Origin of the sequence: Methylobacterium mesophilicum SR1.6/6 (assembly GCF_000364445.2) — a bacterium.
Taxonomy (GTDB): Bacteria; Pseudomonadota; Alphaproteobacteria; order Rhizobiales; family Beijerinckiaceae; genus Methylobacterium; species Methylobacterium mesophilicum_A.
In genome coordinates, this window is sequence record NZ_CP043538.1 from 6,147,839 (window position 1) to 6,163,670 (window position 15,832).

Below are 15,832 nucleotides of genomic sequence, written 5' to 3' on the forward strand. Positions count from 1 at the left end.
GCGCAGTTCCAGGCAGGGCCGCACGCGGACGCGCCGACGCGGCGTCCGTCGGGACGTGAGCGCGGTGCACGCCGGGTCGACCGCCACGCCGGCCCTTGAACATCGGTCCCGGATGGCGCATCGCCGCCACGATGATCCGGAATGCGTCCTCGGCGCTGATCCCGCTCCGGGAGGCGGCGAACCTGCTCGGCGGCGCGGCTGCTCCCGTCGCCCCCGCAACGGTCCCGCTCGCAGAGGCGCTCGGACGCGTCGCCGCGGCGGCGGTCGTCGCGCACGCCGCCGTGCCCGCGGGCCTGACGGCGATGCGCGACGGCTTCGCGGTCGAGGCCGCTGCGGTGGGCGGCGCGTCGGCCTACGCGCCGATCTTCCTGGCGCGGCCACCGCCCTGGGTCGAGGCGGGACAGCCGCTGCCCTCCGGCACCGATGCCGTCCTGCCCCCGGAGGGATTCGCGGACGGCATGGTCGTCGCGGACATCGCCCCGCGGGAAGGCGTGTTTGGGGTGGGCGACGACGTTGCCGGCAACGCGCGGCTGATCGAGGCGGGCATCCGGATCCAGCCGCTTCACCTGCTCGTCCTGGAGGCGGTCGGCCTGACGGCGGTGGAGGTCCGTCAGCCGCTCCTGCGCGTCGTCGCCGCGGGGACGTCCAGCCTCGATACCGTGTCGCCCCTGCTCCGGCGTCTGATCGCGCGGGCGGGCGGGGCGACCGAGGCGGTTCGCGCCCGGGGAGTCGAGGAGATCGCCGAGGCCCTCCGCGGCGGTACGGCGGACGCGGTGCTGGTGGTCGGGGGCAGCGGTTTCGGCCGCTCGGACCACAGCGCGGCGGCCCTCGCCCTCGCCGGGGAAATCCGCGCGCACGGCATCGCGATGCGGCCCGGGGAAACCACCGCGGTCGGCTCCGCGGCCGGCAGGCCGGTTCTTGTGGTGCCCGGGCGTCCCGAGGCGGCGCTCGCCGCGTTCCTGGCCCTCGGCCGTCCCCTCATCGCGCGGCTCGCCGGCGCGCGGGAAAGCTCGCCTCGGCGGCACGTCCTCCTCCGGAAGATCGTCTCGTCGATCGGTCTGTCCGAGGTCGTCTTCGTCCGAAGCGGGCCGGATGGCGTCGAGCCGCTCGGCGGAGCCGGCCTTCCGCTCGGTCGGTTGGTGCAGGCGGACGGCATCGTCGTGGTCGAGCCGGAGAGCGAAGGTTTCCAGGCGGGCGAGGAGGCAGAGGTTTGGGCCCTGTGAGCGCCGACGCGGATCGTGACGAGGCGGCGGATTTCGCCGCGCGCCTCGCCGCGGCCTCGAGCCAGGAGCAGTTTCTCAAGGTGATGAGCCGGGACGAGGCGCTCGCGCGGTTCCGGGCGGCGGTCCCGCACGCGCGCCTGCCGTCCGAGACGGTGTCGTTGGACGACGCGCTCGGGCGCGTTCTGGCCCGCGACGTCGCCTCGCCGATGGACGTCCCGCCCTTCGACCGGTCCCTGGTCGACGGTTTCGCCCTGCGCGCGACCGACACGGAAGGCGCCGGGCCGGCGAGCCCGCGGCGTTTCACGCTGAACCGCGAGATCCTCGCCTGCGGGGTCGCGCCGACCGTCGTCGTCCGGCCGGGAACGGCGACGCCGATCGCCACCGGCGGCATGATCCCCCGCGGGGCCGACGCCGTGGTGATGATCGAGCACTCGGAATTCGACGCCCGGAGTCTCGCCGTCGATGTCCTGACCGCGGTGCGGCCCGCGCAGTTCGTGGGCTATGCCGGGGCCGACATGGCCCGCGGCGAGACGGTGCTGCGCACGGGAACGCGGATCACCGCCCGCGAGATCGGCATGCTGGCGGCGTGCGGCCTGGCGGCCGTCGACGTCACCGGACGCCCGCGCGTCGCAATCCTGTCCACCGGGGACGAGCTGGTCGCACCGGGCGAGCCTCTGCCCGAAGGCGCGATCTACGATTCCAACGGCGCGATCATCGCGGCCGCGGTGACCGAGAACGGCGGGGAACCGGTCCGGCTCGGGATCGTGCGCGACGAGGCTGCCGTCCTCGAGGCAGCCCTCCGGTCCGCCCTGGAGGACAGCGACCTCGTCGTGCTCTCGGGGGGCACGTCGAAAGGCGCCGGCGACGTCTCGCACCGGGTGCTGTCCCGCCTCGGCGAGCCGGGAATCCTGTTCCACGGCGTGGCGCTGAAGCCCGGGAAGCCGCTCTGCGTGGCGGTGGCGCAGGGAAAGCCGGTCATCGTCCTGCCGGGCTTCCCCACCTCCGCGATGTTCACCTTCCACGACTTCGTCGTTCCCCTCGTGCGGGCGCTTGCCGGGCTGCCGCCGCGGGAGGACGAGACGATCGCGGCGCGCGTGTCGCAACGGGTGCCCTCCGAGCTCGGCCGCACCGAGTTCGTGATGACCTCCCTCGCCCACGGCACCGAGGGGACGATCGCCCTGCCGCTGCCGAAGGGCTCGGGTTCGGTCACCGCCTTTTCGCAGGCGGACGGGTTCTTCGCGGTTCCGGCCGCGCGCGCGGGCGTCGAGGCCGGAGAGGGCGTCGCCGTGGTCCGCCTGGGCGCCGGCGTCCGGGCGCCCGACCTGACGATCGTCGGCAGCCATTGCATCGGCCTGGACCGGGTGGTCGGCCTGTTCGCCGAGCGCGGCTACCGGGCCCGCACCATCTGGGTCGGGTCGGCCGGAGGCCTCGCCGCCCTGCGGCGCGGCGAATGCGATGTCGCCGCCATGCACCTCTTCGATCCCGAGACGGGCCGGTACAACACCCCGCTCCTCGCTGAGGGGATGTCCCTCGCGCCCGGTTGGCGCCGCCTCCAGGGCGTCGTGTTTCGCCGCGGCGACGCCCGGTTCGAAGGTCGCGACGCCGCGGACGCGGTCGCCGCCGCGCTCGCCGACTCCGACGCCGTGATGGTCAACCGCAATGCCGGATCGGGCACGCGGCTGCTCGTGGACGGGCTGCTGAACGGTGCCCGGCCGGCGGGGTTCTGGAACCAGCCGCGCTCGCACAACGCCGTCGCCGCGGCGGTGTCCCAGGGCAGGGCGGACTGGGGCGTGGCCATTGCGAGCGTCGCGGATGCCTACGGGCTGGGCTTCCGTCCGCTGACGGAGGAGGCTTACGACCTCGCGTATTGCGAGCAGGCCAAGGGGATGCCCGCGCTCGCAGCCTTCCTGGGACTGCTGGGCGAGCCCGAGACGGCCGCGGCACTGCGCGCTCTGGGCTTCTCGCCGGCTGCAGAATCCGCGTGACGCGCGCGGTTGGCCGGCCTCGTCGCGGGCGGCGTGCCCCGGAGCCGCGATGCGGTGGACCCGCAACGACGGAACGGGACGGACGATCCTGTCGCCCGCCGGGATGATCGGCGCGGCCGTTTCGCGTAGGGACGCCTGCGAGGCGCTGGGGCCTTCATCGAAGCGGCGGTGTGCGTTGGGCGAGGACACGAGCATCAGTTTGCGGATCGAGCTCGGCTCGGACACCCTGCTGGGACCGGGCAAGGCCGCCCTCCTGAGCGGCATCCGCGACACCGGCTCCATCGCCGCCGCGGGGCGCCGGATGGGCATGAGCTACAAGCGAGCCTGGTACCTCATCGATACGTTGAACAAGGCGTTCCAGGAGCCGCTCGTCTCCGCCAGCAAGGGGGGACGCCGGGGTGGCGGGGCGGTCCTGACGAGCACGGGCGACGCCATCCTCGACAGTTACCTGCGCATGGAGCGGCTCGCCTCGGAGGCCGTGGCGGGCGAGCTCGACCTCCTCGCCTCCCTGATGAAGCCCGATTCCTAAGGATCGCCGCGCGGAGGCGCGCATCCGTCGGGAGCGGTCTCTCGAGGTGGGGCGTCGGCTTCGGTCTGCGCAGCCCGCTCCGTCATCGCGAGCGCAGCGAAGCGACCCAGGGCTGCGCGACATCTGTCAGCGGGGCGCCGACTGGAATGCTTCGCTGCGCTCGCAAAGACGGCACCGACTCGATCGACCGGAAACGGTCTCTGCCCGCGGCTCGGTGCCGGTAGGCCAGCCGCATCCACCCGATGTCCGTCGTCACAGTCCGGCGGCACGCCCGGGCGCGCCGCCGGAGGTCACGCCGCCTACTCGGCGGCCATGGGCGTCGCGTGGACGGTGGAGACCCGGGCCGCGCAGAACTTGAACTCCGGGATCTTGCCCATCGGGTCGAGCGCCGGGTTCGTCAGCAGGTTGGCCGCGGCCTCGGCGTAGCAGAACGGCATGAAGATCATGCCGACCGGCACGTCGCGGTCGGAGCGCACCTTCAGGTGGACCGCGCCGCGGCGCGTCTCCAGCTTCATCGTATCGCCGGGCTCCAGTCCGAGCCGGTAGAGCTCCTTCGGGGCCATGAAGGCGACCGCCTCGGGTTCCAGCGCGTCGAGGACGCCGGCGCGCCGGGTCATCGATCCGGTGTGCCAGTGTTCCAGCACGCGGCCGGTCGACAGGACCATCGGGTAGTCGTCGTCCGGCAACTCGTCCGGGGGCACCACCGCGGCCGGGACGATCTTCGCGCGCCCGCTCTCCGTGGGGAAGCCGGCGTAGAAGATGATCTCGTTGCCGGGCTTGTCCGGCGCGTCGACCGGGTAGGTCACGGCGCCCTCGCGCTCCAGGCGCTCCCAGGTGATGTTGTTGAACGACGGCATCACCATGGCCATCTCGCGGAAGATGTCGGCCGGGCCGCCGTAGTTCCAGGGCAGGCCGAGGCGCTTTCCCAGTTCCTGGATGATCCACCAATCCTGCCGCGCGTCGCCCGGCGGGGACACCACCGGCTGCGAGATCTGCACGCGACGGTCGGTGTTGGTGAAGGTGCCGGCCTTCTCGGCGAAGGCCGAGGCCGGCAGCACCACGTCGGCGTGGAAGGCGGTCTCCGTCAGGAACAGGTCCTGCACGACGAGGTGGTCGAGCATCGCCAGGGCGTGCCGGGCGTGGTTGAGGTCCGGGTCGGACATCGCGGGGTTCTCGCCCTCGACGAACATGCCCCTGATCTCGCCGGCGTGGATCGCCCGCATGATCTCGACGACGGTGAGGCCCCTTTGCGGGTCGAGCTTCTGACCCCAGAACTCCTCGAACATCTCCCGCACCACGGCCTTCTCGACCGACTGGTAGTCCGGATAGACCATCGGGATCAGGCCGGCGTCGGACGCGCCCTGGACGTTGTTCTGGCCGCGCAGCGGGTGCAGGCCGGTGCCCGGCCGCCCGATCTGCCCCGTGACGAGGGCGAGGGCGATCAGGCAGCGCGAGTTGTCCGTGCCGTGGACGTGCTGGCTGATGCCCATGCCCCAGAAGATGATCGACGACTTGGCGCGGGCGTAGAGCCGGGCGACCTCGCGCAGGGTCTCCGCGTCGATGCCGCAGACCGAAGCCATCTTCTCCGGCGTGAACTCGACGATCTTCTCCTTGAGCGCCTCGAAATTCTCGGTGTAGCCGGCGATGTACTGCTCGTCGTAGAGCCGCTCCTCGATGATCACGTTGAGCATCGCGTTGAGCATCGCCACGTCCGAGCCGGGCTTGAACGCGAGGTGCTTGTAGGCGTGCCGCGACAGCACCTGCCGGCGCGGATCCATGACGATCAGCTTGGCGCCGCGCTGCTTCACGGCATTCTTGAGGAACGTCGCCGCCACCGGGTGGTTCACGGTCGGGTTGGCGCCGATCACGATGATGACCTCGGCATCGAGCGCCGCCGAGAACGGCGCCGACACGGCGCCCGAGTTCAGCCCCTCCATGAGGGCGGCGACCGACGAGGCGTGGCACAGCCGGGTGCAGTGGTCGACGTTGTTCGAGCCGAACCCGAGCCGGACGAGCTTCTGGAAGAGGTAGGCCTCCTCGTTCGAGCCCTTCGCGGAGCCGAAGCCGGCCAGCGCCTTGCGGCCGTGCGTGTCGCGGACCGTCTTGAGGCCGCCGGCGGCGCGGTCGAGCGCCTCCTCCCAGGTCGCCTCGCGGAAGTGCGTCCACGGGTTGGCCGGATCGACCTGGTCGTTGGCGTCCTTCGGGACGTTGTCCAGGCGGATCAGCGGCGCGGTCAGGCGGTGGGGGTGATGGACGTAGTCGAAGCCGAAGCGGCCCTTCACGCAGAGCCGGTTGTGGTTGGCCGGGCCGTCCACGCCCTCGGCGTAGACGATCTTCTCGTCCTTCACCTTGTAGGAGACTTGGCAGCCAACGCCGCAATAGGGGCACAGCGAGGTCACCTCGCGGTCGGGATAGACCGTCCGGGTGTTGTGCTCGGCGTCGAGATAAGCGGACGGCATCAGCGCGCCGGTCGGACAGGCCTGGACGCACTCGCCGCAGGCCACGCAGGTCGAGCCGCCCATCGGATCGTCGAAGTCGAACACGATCTTGGCGTCGGCCGAGCGGTAGGCCATGCCGATCACGTCGTTGACCTGGACCTCGCGGCAGGCGCGGACGCAGAGGTTGCACTGGATGCAGGCGTCGAGATTGACGCTCATGGCCGGGTGGCTGAAGTCGCCGGTCCAGCGCTCGGCCGCTGGGAAGCGGCTCTCGGACACGTCGAGGAAGTCGGCCTGCACCCAGAAATGCGAGGTCGGGTCGTGCGAGGTCTCGCGCTCGGGCTGGTCGGCCACGAGCAGTTCGAGCACCATGGCGCGGGCCTTGGTGGCGCGCTCGGTCGCGGACTTGACCTTCATGCCCACGGCCGGCGTGCGCTTGCACGAGGCGGCCAGCACGCGCTCGCCCTCAATCTCGACCATGCAGGCGCGGCAATTGCCGTCCGGGCGGTAGCCGGGCTCGGGCTTGTGGCAGAGGTGCGGGATGTGGGTGCCGAGGCGCTTGGCGACGGCCCAGATCGTCTCGCCGGGGGCGGCCTCGACCTGCTGTCCGTCGAGCTCGAACGCGATGGTCGGGGGGCGGTCGGCCGCTCCTTCAGGTCGTGCAGGCCCGACGGCTCCGGGGCCGCCTGGCCGCCCGCCTTCGCGCCTTCCGAGTAGGAGCCGCCGGCCCCCGGCTTCGGGCCCTGCGCGGGGCCGCCGGCATCCTGCAGCCCGTTGGCCCGGATCTCGGGCTTCTCGGTCTTGTCGCCGCGCTGTTCGGGGGCGTTGCTCATGCGGCCGCTCCTGGCTCGGACATCGGGATAGGGTTCGCGGGCGCCATCGGTTCCCTCACTCGGCCGCCGCGGCGTGTGGCGCGGGGAACAGGTCCGGGAAGTACTTGATGACGCTGCTGAGGGGGTTCGAGGCGGCCTGGCCGAGGCCGCAGATCGAGGCGTCCCGCATGCACTGGGACAACTCGCCAAGGAGCTCGGTGTCCCAGACGCCCTGCTCCATCAGGATACGGGCCTTCTGGGTCCCCGAACGGCAGGGGGTGCACTGCCCGCAGCTCTCGTCCTCGAAGAACTTCATCAGGTTCAACGCGGCGCCGCGCACATCGTCCCGGTGCGACAGGACCACCACGGCGGCGGAGCCGATGAAGCAGCCGTACTTCTCCAGCGTCCCGAAATCGAGCGGGATGTCGTTCATCGACGCCGGCAGGATGCCGCCCGACGCGCCGCCCGGCAGGTAGGCCGCGAAGGTGTGGCCCTCCGCCATGCCGCCGCAATACTCGTCGATCAGTTCCTGGATGGTGAGGCCGGACGGGGCGAGCTTCACGCCCGGCTCCTTCACGCGTCCCGAGACCGAGTACGAGCGCAGGCCGACGCGGTCGTTGCGGCCGTGGCTCTTCCACCACGCGCCGCCCCGCTCGATCAGGTCGCGGACCCAGAACAGCGTCTCAATGTTGTTGATCAGCGTCGGACGGTTGAACAGGCCGACCTGGAACGGGAACGGCGGCTTGTGCCGCGGCAGCCCGCGCTTGCCCTCAAGGGACTCGATCAGCGAGGATTCCTCGCCGCAGATATAGGCGCCGGCGCCGCGGCGCAGATGGATGCGCGGGCCGCCCGCGGGGAGCTTCGCGATCTCGCGCGTCAGGATCTCGCGGGAGATGGGATACTCGTCGCGCAGGTAGATGTAGACCTCGGGCGCCTCGACGACGTGGGCGCCGATCAGCATGCCTTCGAGGAAGCGGTGCGGGTCGGTGTTGAGGTAGAGCTGGTCCTTGAAGGTGCCGGGCTCGCCCTCGTCCCCGTTGACCGCCATCAGCCGGGGCCCGGGCTCGCCGCGCACCGAGCGCCACTTGCGCCCCGTCGGGAAGCCCGCGCCGCCGAGGCCGCGCAGGCCGCCGTCGTCGAGCACCGTCAGGACGTCGTCGACCGGGAGGTCGCCGCTGCGGAGCCGGTCGAGGGTCGCGTACCCGCCGGCGGCCCGATACGCCTCGTAGTCGACGTAGTCCGGGATGTGGGCGTGCGTGTCGCCGGCCTCGACCGCGGCCCGCACGGAGGCGAGGTCGGCCTTGTGCAGGAAGTTGTGCCCGACCTCGACGGCGGGCGCGTGGTCGCACAGGCCGACGCAGGGCGCGCGCACGACGCGGACGGCGTCGGAGGCGAGCTCCCGCTGGAGCGTCTCCAGCAGCTCGTCGGCGCCGAACATCGCGCAGGTGATGCTGTCGCAGACCCGGACGGTCAGCCGCGGGATGGAGGCGTCGCCCTCCTTCACGACGTCGAAATGCGCGTAGAAGGTCGCGGTCTCGAACACCTCGGCGAAGGCCAGCGCCATCTCGTCGGCCAGCGCCGCCAGGTGCTCGGCGCTGATCTGGCCGTAGGTGTCCTGGATCAGGTGGAGGTGCTCGATGAGCAGGTCGCGCTGGCGCGGGCGCGAGCCGAGAAGCTCCTCGATCTCGACCTTCGCCCGCGGCTCGACCTGGCGCCCCTTGGGGACGCTGCGCGCCTTGTTCCGCCCCCGGCCGGGATGCGAGAAGGTCCTGACTGTCCCCGGTGCCTCACTCATTGCGGTATCTGGTTCTCAACTGCTGGGGCGGGTGGTCGCGGCGTCCTGCGGTCCGGTCGGGGCTACTGGCCGCCGAAGGCCCGGAGCGGCTGGCCGGCTTCGGACCGGTGTTTCATCGCGACGGCTCCCGTCGCCTCGTCCAGGGACGTGACCCTGGGGCCGACGACGGAGCGCAGCTCGGTCTCGAACGCGTCCAGGCCTTCGTTCAGGCGGTCCATCAGGGAGCCCAGCGCGTCTCCGGCCGGGGCAGCGACCGCTTTCGCGAGCGCCTCGCGGACTCGGTCGGCGAGCTCCTGCGTGAGCGGCGGTTTCGCGTCGGCGCAGTAGGCGTCCGTCACGATGTCGGCCCAGTCCGCCGTGGGGGATGCGTCGCCCATGCTCAGGCCTGCGCGATCGAGGGACGGTTGAAGTCGTGCATGGCGTGCCCGTTCGGGTCCGTTGGCGTGGCGCTCGCTCGTGGCATACCAAATGGCAGCCGTTATAGCGGAGGTGTTATATCGTTTTTGAAGGCGTTTCAATTTGCGCGGGGTCGCGGCCGCGCGTCCCGGCGGCGTGGCCGACGCTTGCCCTGAGCCATTCCGCGGGGCAGTGGAAACGGCACGAGGGAGGCTGTCAGCGGTGTCCGGCATGCGCGTAATCGGACTTGCCGGGTGGAGCGGGGCCGGCAAGACCAGCCTGCTGGTCCGGGCCATCCCCCTGCTCGTCGCCCGCGGGGTGAAGGTGGCGACCCTCAAGCACGCCCACCACGACTTCGACACGGACTGGCCCGGGAAGGACTCCTACGAGCACCGCAGGGCGGGGGCGAGCGAGGTCCTGGTCTCGTCGGGCCGGCGTTGGGCCCAGGTCCACGAGCTGCGCGACGAGCGGGAGGCGACCCTCAGTCAGCTCCTGCGGCGGATCAGCCCCTGCGACCTCGTCGTCGTGGAAGGGTACAAGCGGGAGCCGATCCCCAAGATCGAGGTCCACCGCGCCGACAACGGCCGCCCGCCCATCCATCCTCTGGACGCCACCGTCGTGGGCATCGCGAGCGACGTCGCATTTCCGGCCTCGGGCATTCCCGTCGTAGATCTGAACGACGCGGAGGCGGTGACGGGGCTGATGCTCGACGTGGCCGTTTCCTTCGAAGACGTCCTCGGGAGGCTCTAGCCGGATGGCCCAGCTCAGCGACGACTGCTTCGCGTTCGGCGGTCCTCTGATGACCATCGAGGACGCGCACGCCCTGTTCGGCGAGCGGCTGGTAGCGGTCGTCGGTACCGAGGACGTTCCCGTCTCGGACGCCGACGGACGCATCCTGGCCGAGGATTGCGTCGCGCCCATCGACGTCCCGCCATTCCCCAACTCGGCCGTCGACGGATACGCGGTCCGTTTCGCGGACCTGCGCGCCTCCGACGCCACGGTGCTGACGGTCGGGGCGGTCGTCACGGCCGGCGGCTCGTCCGAAGGGGTGTCGGTGGCGGGCTCGGCCGCCCGGATCTTCACCGGGGCCCCGATGCCGTCGGAGGCCGACACCGTCTTCATGCAGGAGGACGTCCAGGTCCTGCCCGACGGCCGGGTGTCCCTGCCGCTCGGGCTGAAGCGGGGCGCCAACAGCCGTGACGCCGGCGAGGACGTGGCGAAGGGCTCGTCGATCGTCCCGGCCGGCCGGCGTCTCCGGCCGCAGGACCTGGCTCTGGCGACCGCGGTCGGCCTGCGCACGGTGAAGGTCCGCCGCCCCCTGCGGGTCGGCGTGTTCTCGACGGGCAACGAGCTCGTCGAGCCGGGGACGCCCCTGAGACCGGGCGCGATCTACGACTCGAACCGCATCCTGCTGCTCGCTCTTCTCCGGCGGATGGGCGTCGCGGTGCGTGACCTCGGCGTCATCCGTGACGACCCGGCGGCGGTCGCCGCGAGGCTCTCGGCGGCGGCTGCCGAGCATGACGTGATCCTCACCTCGGGCGGCGTCTCGACCGGCGACGAGGACCACGTGAAGACCGCCGTCGAGACCATCGGGCGCCTCGTGTTCTGGAGGCTGGGGATCAAGCCGGGACGGCCGGTCGCGATGGGCATGATCGACGGCAAGCCGTTCCTGGGCCTGCCGGGCAACCCGGTCGCCGTCTACGTCACCCTGTTGTTCGTCGTGCGGCCGCTCCTCGCCCGGCTCGCCGGCGAGGCCTACGCGCCGCCGCCCGGATTCACCGTCAGGGCGGCCTTCTCCTATCGGAAGCGCGCGGGCCGCAGGGAGTTCGTCAGGGTCAGCCTCGCCCGGGACGCCGACGGCACCTGGGAAGCCTGGAAGTTCCAGCGCGACGGCGCAGGCATGCTGTCATCGCTCACCGAAACCGACGGCCTCGTGGAGCTGGAGGATGGCCGGACCGAGGTCGTGCCGGGCGACGTCGTTCGGTTCCATCCGCATGGAGCCCTCTGGTAGCGAGGCCGCACCCGGAACCCCACCAGACGCGGACCGCGCCAGCATTGCCGGGCCCACGCATCCGTTATATCAAACCTGCTATATCGCTTGTGATTGGCCGTGCGAACGGCCGCTCGATCGGCGGGCTTGGGCAACGATGTTCGATGGTGTCTGGCGGAGCCAAGCAGGCGCGGAACTTCGCCTCCTCCAGATGGGCGAGGCCGTGTCCGGGACCTACACCGCCGCCGATCCCGGCCTCGCGCAGACGCATCGAAGCCGCATCCTGGTCGGCACGGCCGAGGGTGACATCATCGGCTTCGTGACCAGCACGTCGTCGCCACAGGAAATCACGGCCTGGACCGGGCGCCTCGTCCGCGCCGACGAGAAAACGGCCGCGGCGATCCACGCGGTGTTTCACGCCGTCGAACGGTGTTCGCAGCCGAAGGCCGCGGAGGGCCACATCGCGCTCGAGACGACCATCTTCTCGAAGGTCGAGAACACCTGAAGGCGGAGCCTCGTCCAGGCTCGATCCTTTCCCGTGAACGCGAGGCGAGATCGAAGCGACGGGCGGCCGGGGCATCAATTGCCGACACAGATCGGCTGTTCGGTTCATCCTCCATCCTGTCATCGTCGAACCCCGGTCCGCGAACAGCCGATGGCAACCGCTTGCGCGACGTCTTCAAAGCTCGCTGGATGGCCGGGATAGGCGTGAAGCGGCCGGCTGCATGCGATCCGAAGCGAATGATCCACCGCCCGACGTGCTCATGACGGCGGCCGTCACCTGCAGTGGCCCCGGCGCGCGATCCTGTCGCTCGCCGTAACCGAACCGAGGACCGGCCCGGTTCGGCAGCCACCTTGTGTATGTCCCCTCCCGAGGACTGCGCGGCGTTGCGCGGTTGTTCAATCGGCCTGTTCCCGTCGTGGAAACGCCGTTGTCGCCAAGCGTTGGGTTCAGTGCTTGATGAATGTATCTGATGCTCAATGTAAGTGTAATCACTCGGGCTTGAACTGAATATTGAGTACATTTCGGGGCGCAGGGGAGGGCATATGGGCACGCACTCTGGTCGAACGGCGGACGAGTGGGCCGGCATCATCAGTGAGGCATATGCTGCGAGAACACGGCCACCCCTGACACGCCAGCTCGTGAGCGAGGTTCATCAAGTGATCGCCGAGGCGCTTCGGGAAGCGGAAGCAGCTGACAGCCCGGACAGCGAATGGTGCGAGCGCGTCAACCTCGTCCTGGATCGCAGCGAGATGTCCCTTCATGCAGCCGTGGGGCCTCGGCTTGCCGCGATCGATGATGCCGCGGGAACCGCCGTGATGATGCACCGGTCGGAAGCCGGACGCCCCTTGCGCGCCTTCGGCGGGCAATAGCCGACGCGACACGGGATGCGCCTGTACTGACCAGTGGCGTTTTTAGAGACAGCAAGGCGGGAGCGGCGGGAGCGAGACCATGAGTTCCGTGAATGAGGTGTGTGAGGTCACCGGCTCCGGTCCGGAATGGCCAGCCGCCAATGCGGATTGGCCGACGATCCGTGACTGGCGAAAGGAAACCCGGGACAGACTGATCGCGCAGCGTCGCAGCATTTCGGCTGAGGATCGGTCCGCCTGGAGCGAGAGGATCAGCCGGGCCCTGGAAGCGGCGCTCGCGCCGTATGCCGGCCGATTGATCGGCTTCTACTGGCCCTTCCGCGGCGAGTATGATCCACGAGCCGTTCTTACCGCGATGCAGGAGCGCGGCTCACGCCTTGCCCTGCCGGTGATCATCGAGCGCGGGCAGCCGCTCGTCTTCCGTGAGTGGTCCCCTGGCAGCCTGATGGTGCAGGGAACTTGGAAGATCCCGATGCCTGAGTCGGGCGAGACGGTCTTCCCCGACCTCCTCGTGGTGCCGCTGGTCGGGTTTGACAGTCAGGGCTACCGGCTCGGCTATGGCGGCGGCTTCTATGATCGGACGATCGCCGCAATGCCGCAGCGGCCGCGCTCCATTGGTGTCGGCTTCGAACTCGGACGCCTGAAGACGATCTGCCCGCAATCGCACGACATTCCGCTGGAGCGGATCATCACGGAGGGGTGACGCGGCCTGGATGGCCGACGTCCGACTGCGCTGATCGGGTGAGTCGACCGAGGTCACCTGTTACCAACAGATCCGATCTGGCGACCTCTACCGTCGGTCGCAGTCTGGCTTCGCGCGTTGCGGGCTCGACGTCGACCTGCGGTGCGCCGCAGACCGAATCCCCACACCGCACCGACGCGTGCTTTTGGGCTTCAGCCGAGGGCGGATGGACGGCCGCGATGGGCGCTCTGCAGACCGTCCGGTCTTGCGCGCGAGGGCGATCAGGCGTGACGACGTCTGGCCGAAAGCGCCTGGCCCGTCTCGAAGAAGGCCAGCTCGGACAGCGGACACGGAATCCGTCGCCAGACGCCTGACGACGGGCCGGCATGGACGCTGCTCTCACTCGCCATCCCGGTGCGGCGCGGCTACGGTCGCCCGCGCTGACTGAGCCAGAGGCGCGCCGATGCCCGAGATCCGATCTTCCGTCTGCCCGCACGATTGCCCCAGCACCTGCGCGCTAGACGTCGAGGTGCTGGACGGGGCGAGGATCGGAACCGTGCGCGGCGCGGACAACCCGTACACGGGCGGCGTGATCTGCAACAAGGTGACCCGCTACGCCGAGCGGATCCACCATCCGGACCGTGTGCTCCACCCGCTCCTGCGCACGGGTGAGAAGGGCAGCGGCGCGTTCCGCCGGATCGGCTGGGACGAGGCGCTCGACCGCGTCGTCGCCGGCTTCGACGCGGCGACCGGGCGCCACGGCAGCGAAGCCGCCTGGGCCTACAGCTCCGGCGGCACGATGGGCCTCGTGCAGCGCGACGGCATCTTCCGGCTGCGCCATGCCCTGCGCTGGTCCGGCCGCAAGGGCACGATCTGCTCCACGATCGCGGGGGCCGGCTGGACCGCCGGCTGCGGCCGGATCTCGGGCTCGGACAGCCGGGAGATGGCGGTCGCCGACCTGAACGTGCTGTGGGGCACCAACCCGGTCTCCACCCAGGTCAACGTCATGTCCCATGTCACGCGCGCCCGGAAGGAGCGCGGGGCGAAGCTCGTGGTCATCGACCCGTACCGCACCGGCACCGCGGCGGCGGCCGACCTGCACCTCGCCGTCCGGCCCGGCACGGATGCGGCGCTCGCCTGCGCGGTGATGCACTGCGCCTTCCGCGACGGCCATGCCGACCGGGCTTACATGGCGGCCTACGCCGACGCGCCGGAGGCGCTCGAGGCGCATCTGGCGCCGCGCGGACCGGCCTGGGCGTCCGAGATCACCGGCCTGACCATCGCGGAGATCGAGGATTTCGCGGCGCTCTACAACGCCACGCCGCGGGCCTACATCCGCTGCGGCTACGGCTTCACCCGCGGGCGCGGCGGCGCCGCGGCGATGCACGCCGTGACCTGTCTGCCCACCGTCACCGGCAAGTGGCGGCACGAGGGCGGCGGCGCCCTGTTCACCAACAAGGGCATCTTCGGCTGGGACAAATCGCTGATCGAGGGCACGGCCCTGCGCGACCCGGCGATCCGGGAGCTCGACATGAGCCGCATCGCCAGCGTGCTGACCGGCGACGCGGCGGCGCTGCACGGCGGCCCCGGCGTCCACGCCCTGCTCGTGCAGAGCGGCAACCCCGCCTCGGTCTGCCCGGACAGCAACCGCGTACGGCAGGGATTGATGCGCGACGACCTGTTCACGGTCGTGCACGAGCAGTTCATGACCGAGACGGCGCGCTACGCCGACATCGTGCTGCCGGCGACGATGTTCCTGGAGCACGACGACATCTACCAGGCGATGGGCCACAGCCACATCCAGATCGGGCTCGCGGCGATCGACCCGCCCGGCGAGGCGATCTCCAACCACGAACTCGTCTGCGCCCTGGCCCGTCGCTTCGGCCTCGACCACCCGACCTTCCGGATGACCGCGCTGGAGCTGGCGGACGCGACGCTGCGCGCCTCCGGCTACCCGTCCGCCGCGGCGCTGGCGGAGCGGCGCTGGCTGGATGTCCAGCTGCCGTTCCGATCCGCCCACTTCCTCGACGGGTTCGCGCATCCGGACGGCCGGTTCCGCTTCCGGGCCGATTGGCGGGCCCTGGGGGATACGGAGGGCCGGCTGTCCCCGCTGCCCGACTGGCTGCCGCTGATCGACGGCGCCACCGACGAGCGACCGCTGCGTCTCGTCACCGCTCCGGCCCGACAGTTCCTGAACTCCACCTTCACGGAGACGCCGAACGCCCGCAAGCGCGAGGGCCGCCCGCAGGTGCTGATCGCCCCGGAGGACGGCCTCCGCTTCGGCGTCGTGGACGGCGCGCTCGCCCGCCTGGGCAGCGCGCAGGGCGAGGTGGTTCTGCATGCGCGGTACGTGCCGGGCCAGCGGCCGGGCACCGTGGTGGTGGAGAGCATCTGGCCGGCCGCCGAATTCGGCGGCCCGGGGCACGGCATCAATGCGCTGACCTCGGACGAGGCCGCACTCCCGTCCGGGGGCGCGGTCTTCCACGACACGGCCGTGTGGATGCGCGCGGAGGCCGAGGCCGCGGCGACGATGGCGGCCTGATACCGGCCGGACGGGGTGACAGGCGGGCCTCCCGTCCTGGGGCGCCGGGCGACACCGGTTCGAGACCCG

At 70.9% G+C, this 15,832-nt stretch carries 11 protein-coding genes and 1 pseudogene; 9 read left to right on the forward strand and 3 right to left on the reverse strand.

Annotation, left to right across the window (positions count from 1 at the left end; translation table 11 throughout):
* Positions 1-131: 131 nt before the first annotated feature.
* The 3 genes from MMSR116_RS29340 to MMSR116_RS29350 all read left to right on the forward strand — a co-directional run bounded on the left by MMSR116_RS29340 (position 132) and on the right by MMSR116_RS29350 (position 3,737).
* Positions 132-1,223 (forward strand): molybdopterin-binding protein, encoded by a 1,092-nt coding sequence (locus MMSR116_RS29340; RefSeq protein WP_010684463.1) that lies wholly within the window; start codon positions 132-134, stop codon positions 1,221-1,223.
* Complete coding sequence (locus tag MMSR116_RS29345) at positions 1,220-3,208, forward strand: molybdopterin biosynthesis protein (RefSeq protein ID WP_010684464.1); 1,989 nt, start codon at positions 1,220-1,222, stop codon at positions 3,206-3,208. Before MMSR116_RS29340 ends, MMSR116_RS29345 begins: the two co-directional genes overlap by 4 nt.
* Positions 3,209-3,407: 199 nt before the next feature.
* Positions 3,408-3,737: a winged helix-turn-helix domain-containing protein gene (locus MMSR116_RS29350; RefSeq protein ID WP_010684465.1), complete on the forward strand. Its 330-nt coding sequence runs from the start codon at positions 3,408-3,410 to the stop codon at positions 3,735-3,737.
* 299 nt (positions 3,738-4,036) lie between these two features.
* Here the strand turns inward: MMSR116_RS29350 and fdhF are convergent.
* The 3 genes and pseudogenes from fdhF to MMSR116_RS29365 all read right to left on the reverse strand — a co-directional run bounded on the left by fdhF (position 4,037) and on the right by MMSR116_RS29365 (position 9,159).
* Positions 4,037-7,008: pseudogene (fdhF, locus tag MMSR116_RS29355) on the reverse strand (formate dehydrogenase subunit alpha).
* A gap of 55 nt (positions 7,009-7,063) precedes the next feature.
* On the reverse strand, positions 7,064-8,782 hold the full coding sequence (locus MMSR116_RS29360) for an NAD(P)H-dependent oxidoreductase subunit E (RefSeq protein WP_010684467.1): 1,719 nt from the start codon (positions 8,780-8,782) through the stop codon (positions 7,064-7,066).
* A gap of 62 nt (positions 8,783-8,844) precedes the next feature.
* Entirely contained in the window at positions 8,845-9,159 is a 315-nt protein-coding gene (locus tag MMSR116_RS29365; RefSeq protein WP_010684468.1) for a hypothetical protein, read from the reverse strand.
* A 250-nt stretch (positions 9,160-9,409) separates the two neighbouring features.
* Here MMSR116_RS29365 and mobB point away from each other — a divergent pair, with 250 nt between their 5' ends.
* The 6 genes from mobB (at position 9,410) to MMSR116_RS29395 (ending at position 15,763) form a co-directional block, all read left to right on the forward strand.
* Entirely contained in the window at positions 9,410-9,928 is a 519-nt protein-coding gene (gene mobB / locus MMSR116_RS29370) for a molybdopterin-guanine dinucleotide biosynthesis protein B (protein WP_083920242.1), read from the forward strand.
* Between the two features lie 4 nt (positions 9,929-9,932).
* Positions 9,933-11,189, forward strand: a complete 1,257-nt coding sequence (locus MMSR116_RS29375; protein WP_010684470.1) for a molybdopterin molybdotransferase MoeA — start codon at positions 9,933-9,935, stop codon at positions 11,187-11,189.
* Positions 11,190-11,379: 190 nt separating this feature from the next.
* On the forward strand, positions 11,380-11,673 hold the full coding sequence (locus tag MMSR116_RS29380; RefSeq protein ID WP_010684471.1) for an avidin/streptavidin family protein: 294 nt from the start codon (positions 11,380-11,382) through the stop codon (positions 11,671-11,673).
* A gap of 638 nt (positions 11,674-12,311) precedes the next feature.
* The gene (locus MMSR116_RS29385) at positions 12,312-12,542 is read left to right on the forward strand and encodes a hypothetical protein (protein ID WP_244625561.1); all 231 of its coding nucleotides are present in this window, start codon (positions 12,312-12,314) and stop codon (positions 12,540-12,542) included.
* A 79-nt stretch (positions 12,543-12,621) separates the two neighbouring features.
* Positions 12,622-13,242 carry a 5-formyltetrahydrofolate cyclo-ligase gene (locus tag MMSR116_RS29390; protein ID WP_010684473.1) on the forward strand — a complete coding sequence of 207 codons (621 nt, stop codon included), beginning with the start codon at positions 12,622-12,624 and terminating at the stop codon, positions 13,240-13,242.
* A gap of 442 nt (positions 13,243-13,684) precedes the next feature.
* A complete protein-coding gene (locus MMSR116_RS29395) occupies positions 13,685-15,763 on the forward strand; it encodes a molybdopterin-containing oxidoreductase family protein (protein WP_039893416.1) in 2,079 nt (692 codons plus the stop codon).
* Positions 15,764-15,832 lie beyond the last annotated feature (69 nt).

Bases quoted from the DNA above. Each gene is read 5' to 3' on its own strand.
- MMSR116_RS29395 (WP_039893416.1), top strand. From the start codon at position 13,685: ATGCCCGAGATCCGATCTTCCGTCTGCCCGCACGATTGCCCCAGCACC.
- MMSR116_RS29390 (WP_010684473.1), top strand. From the start codon at position 12,622: ATGAGTTCCGTGAATGAGGTGTGTGAGGTCACCGGCTCCGGTCCGGAA.
- MMSR116_RS29365 (WP_010684468.1), bottom strand. From the start codon at position 9,159: ATGGGCGACGCATCCCCCACGGCGGACTGGGCCGACATCGTGACGGAC.
- MMSR116_RS29375 (WP_010684470.1), top strand. From the start codon at position 9,933: ATGGCCCAGCTCAGCGACGACTGCTTCGCGTTCGGCGGTCCTCTGATG.
- MMSR116_RS29380 (WP_010684471.1), top strand. From the start codon at position 11,380: ATGGGCGAGGCCGTGTCCGGGACCTACACCGCCGCCGATCCCGGCCTC.
- MMSR116_RS29340 (WP_010684463.1), top strand. From the start codon at position 132: ATGATCCGGAATGCGTCCTCGGCGCTGATCCCGCTCCGGGAGGCGGCG.
- mobB (WP_083920242.1), top strand. From the start codon at position 9,410: ATGCGCGTAATCGGACTTGCCGGGTGGAGCGGGGCCGGCAAGACCAGC.
- MMSR116_RS29360 (WP_010684467.1), bottom strand. From the start codon at position 8,782: ATGAGTGAGGCACCGGGGACAGTCAGGACCTTCTCGCATCCCGGCCGG.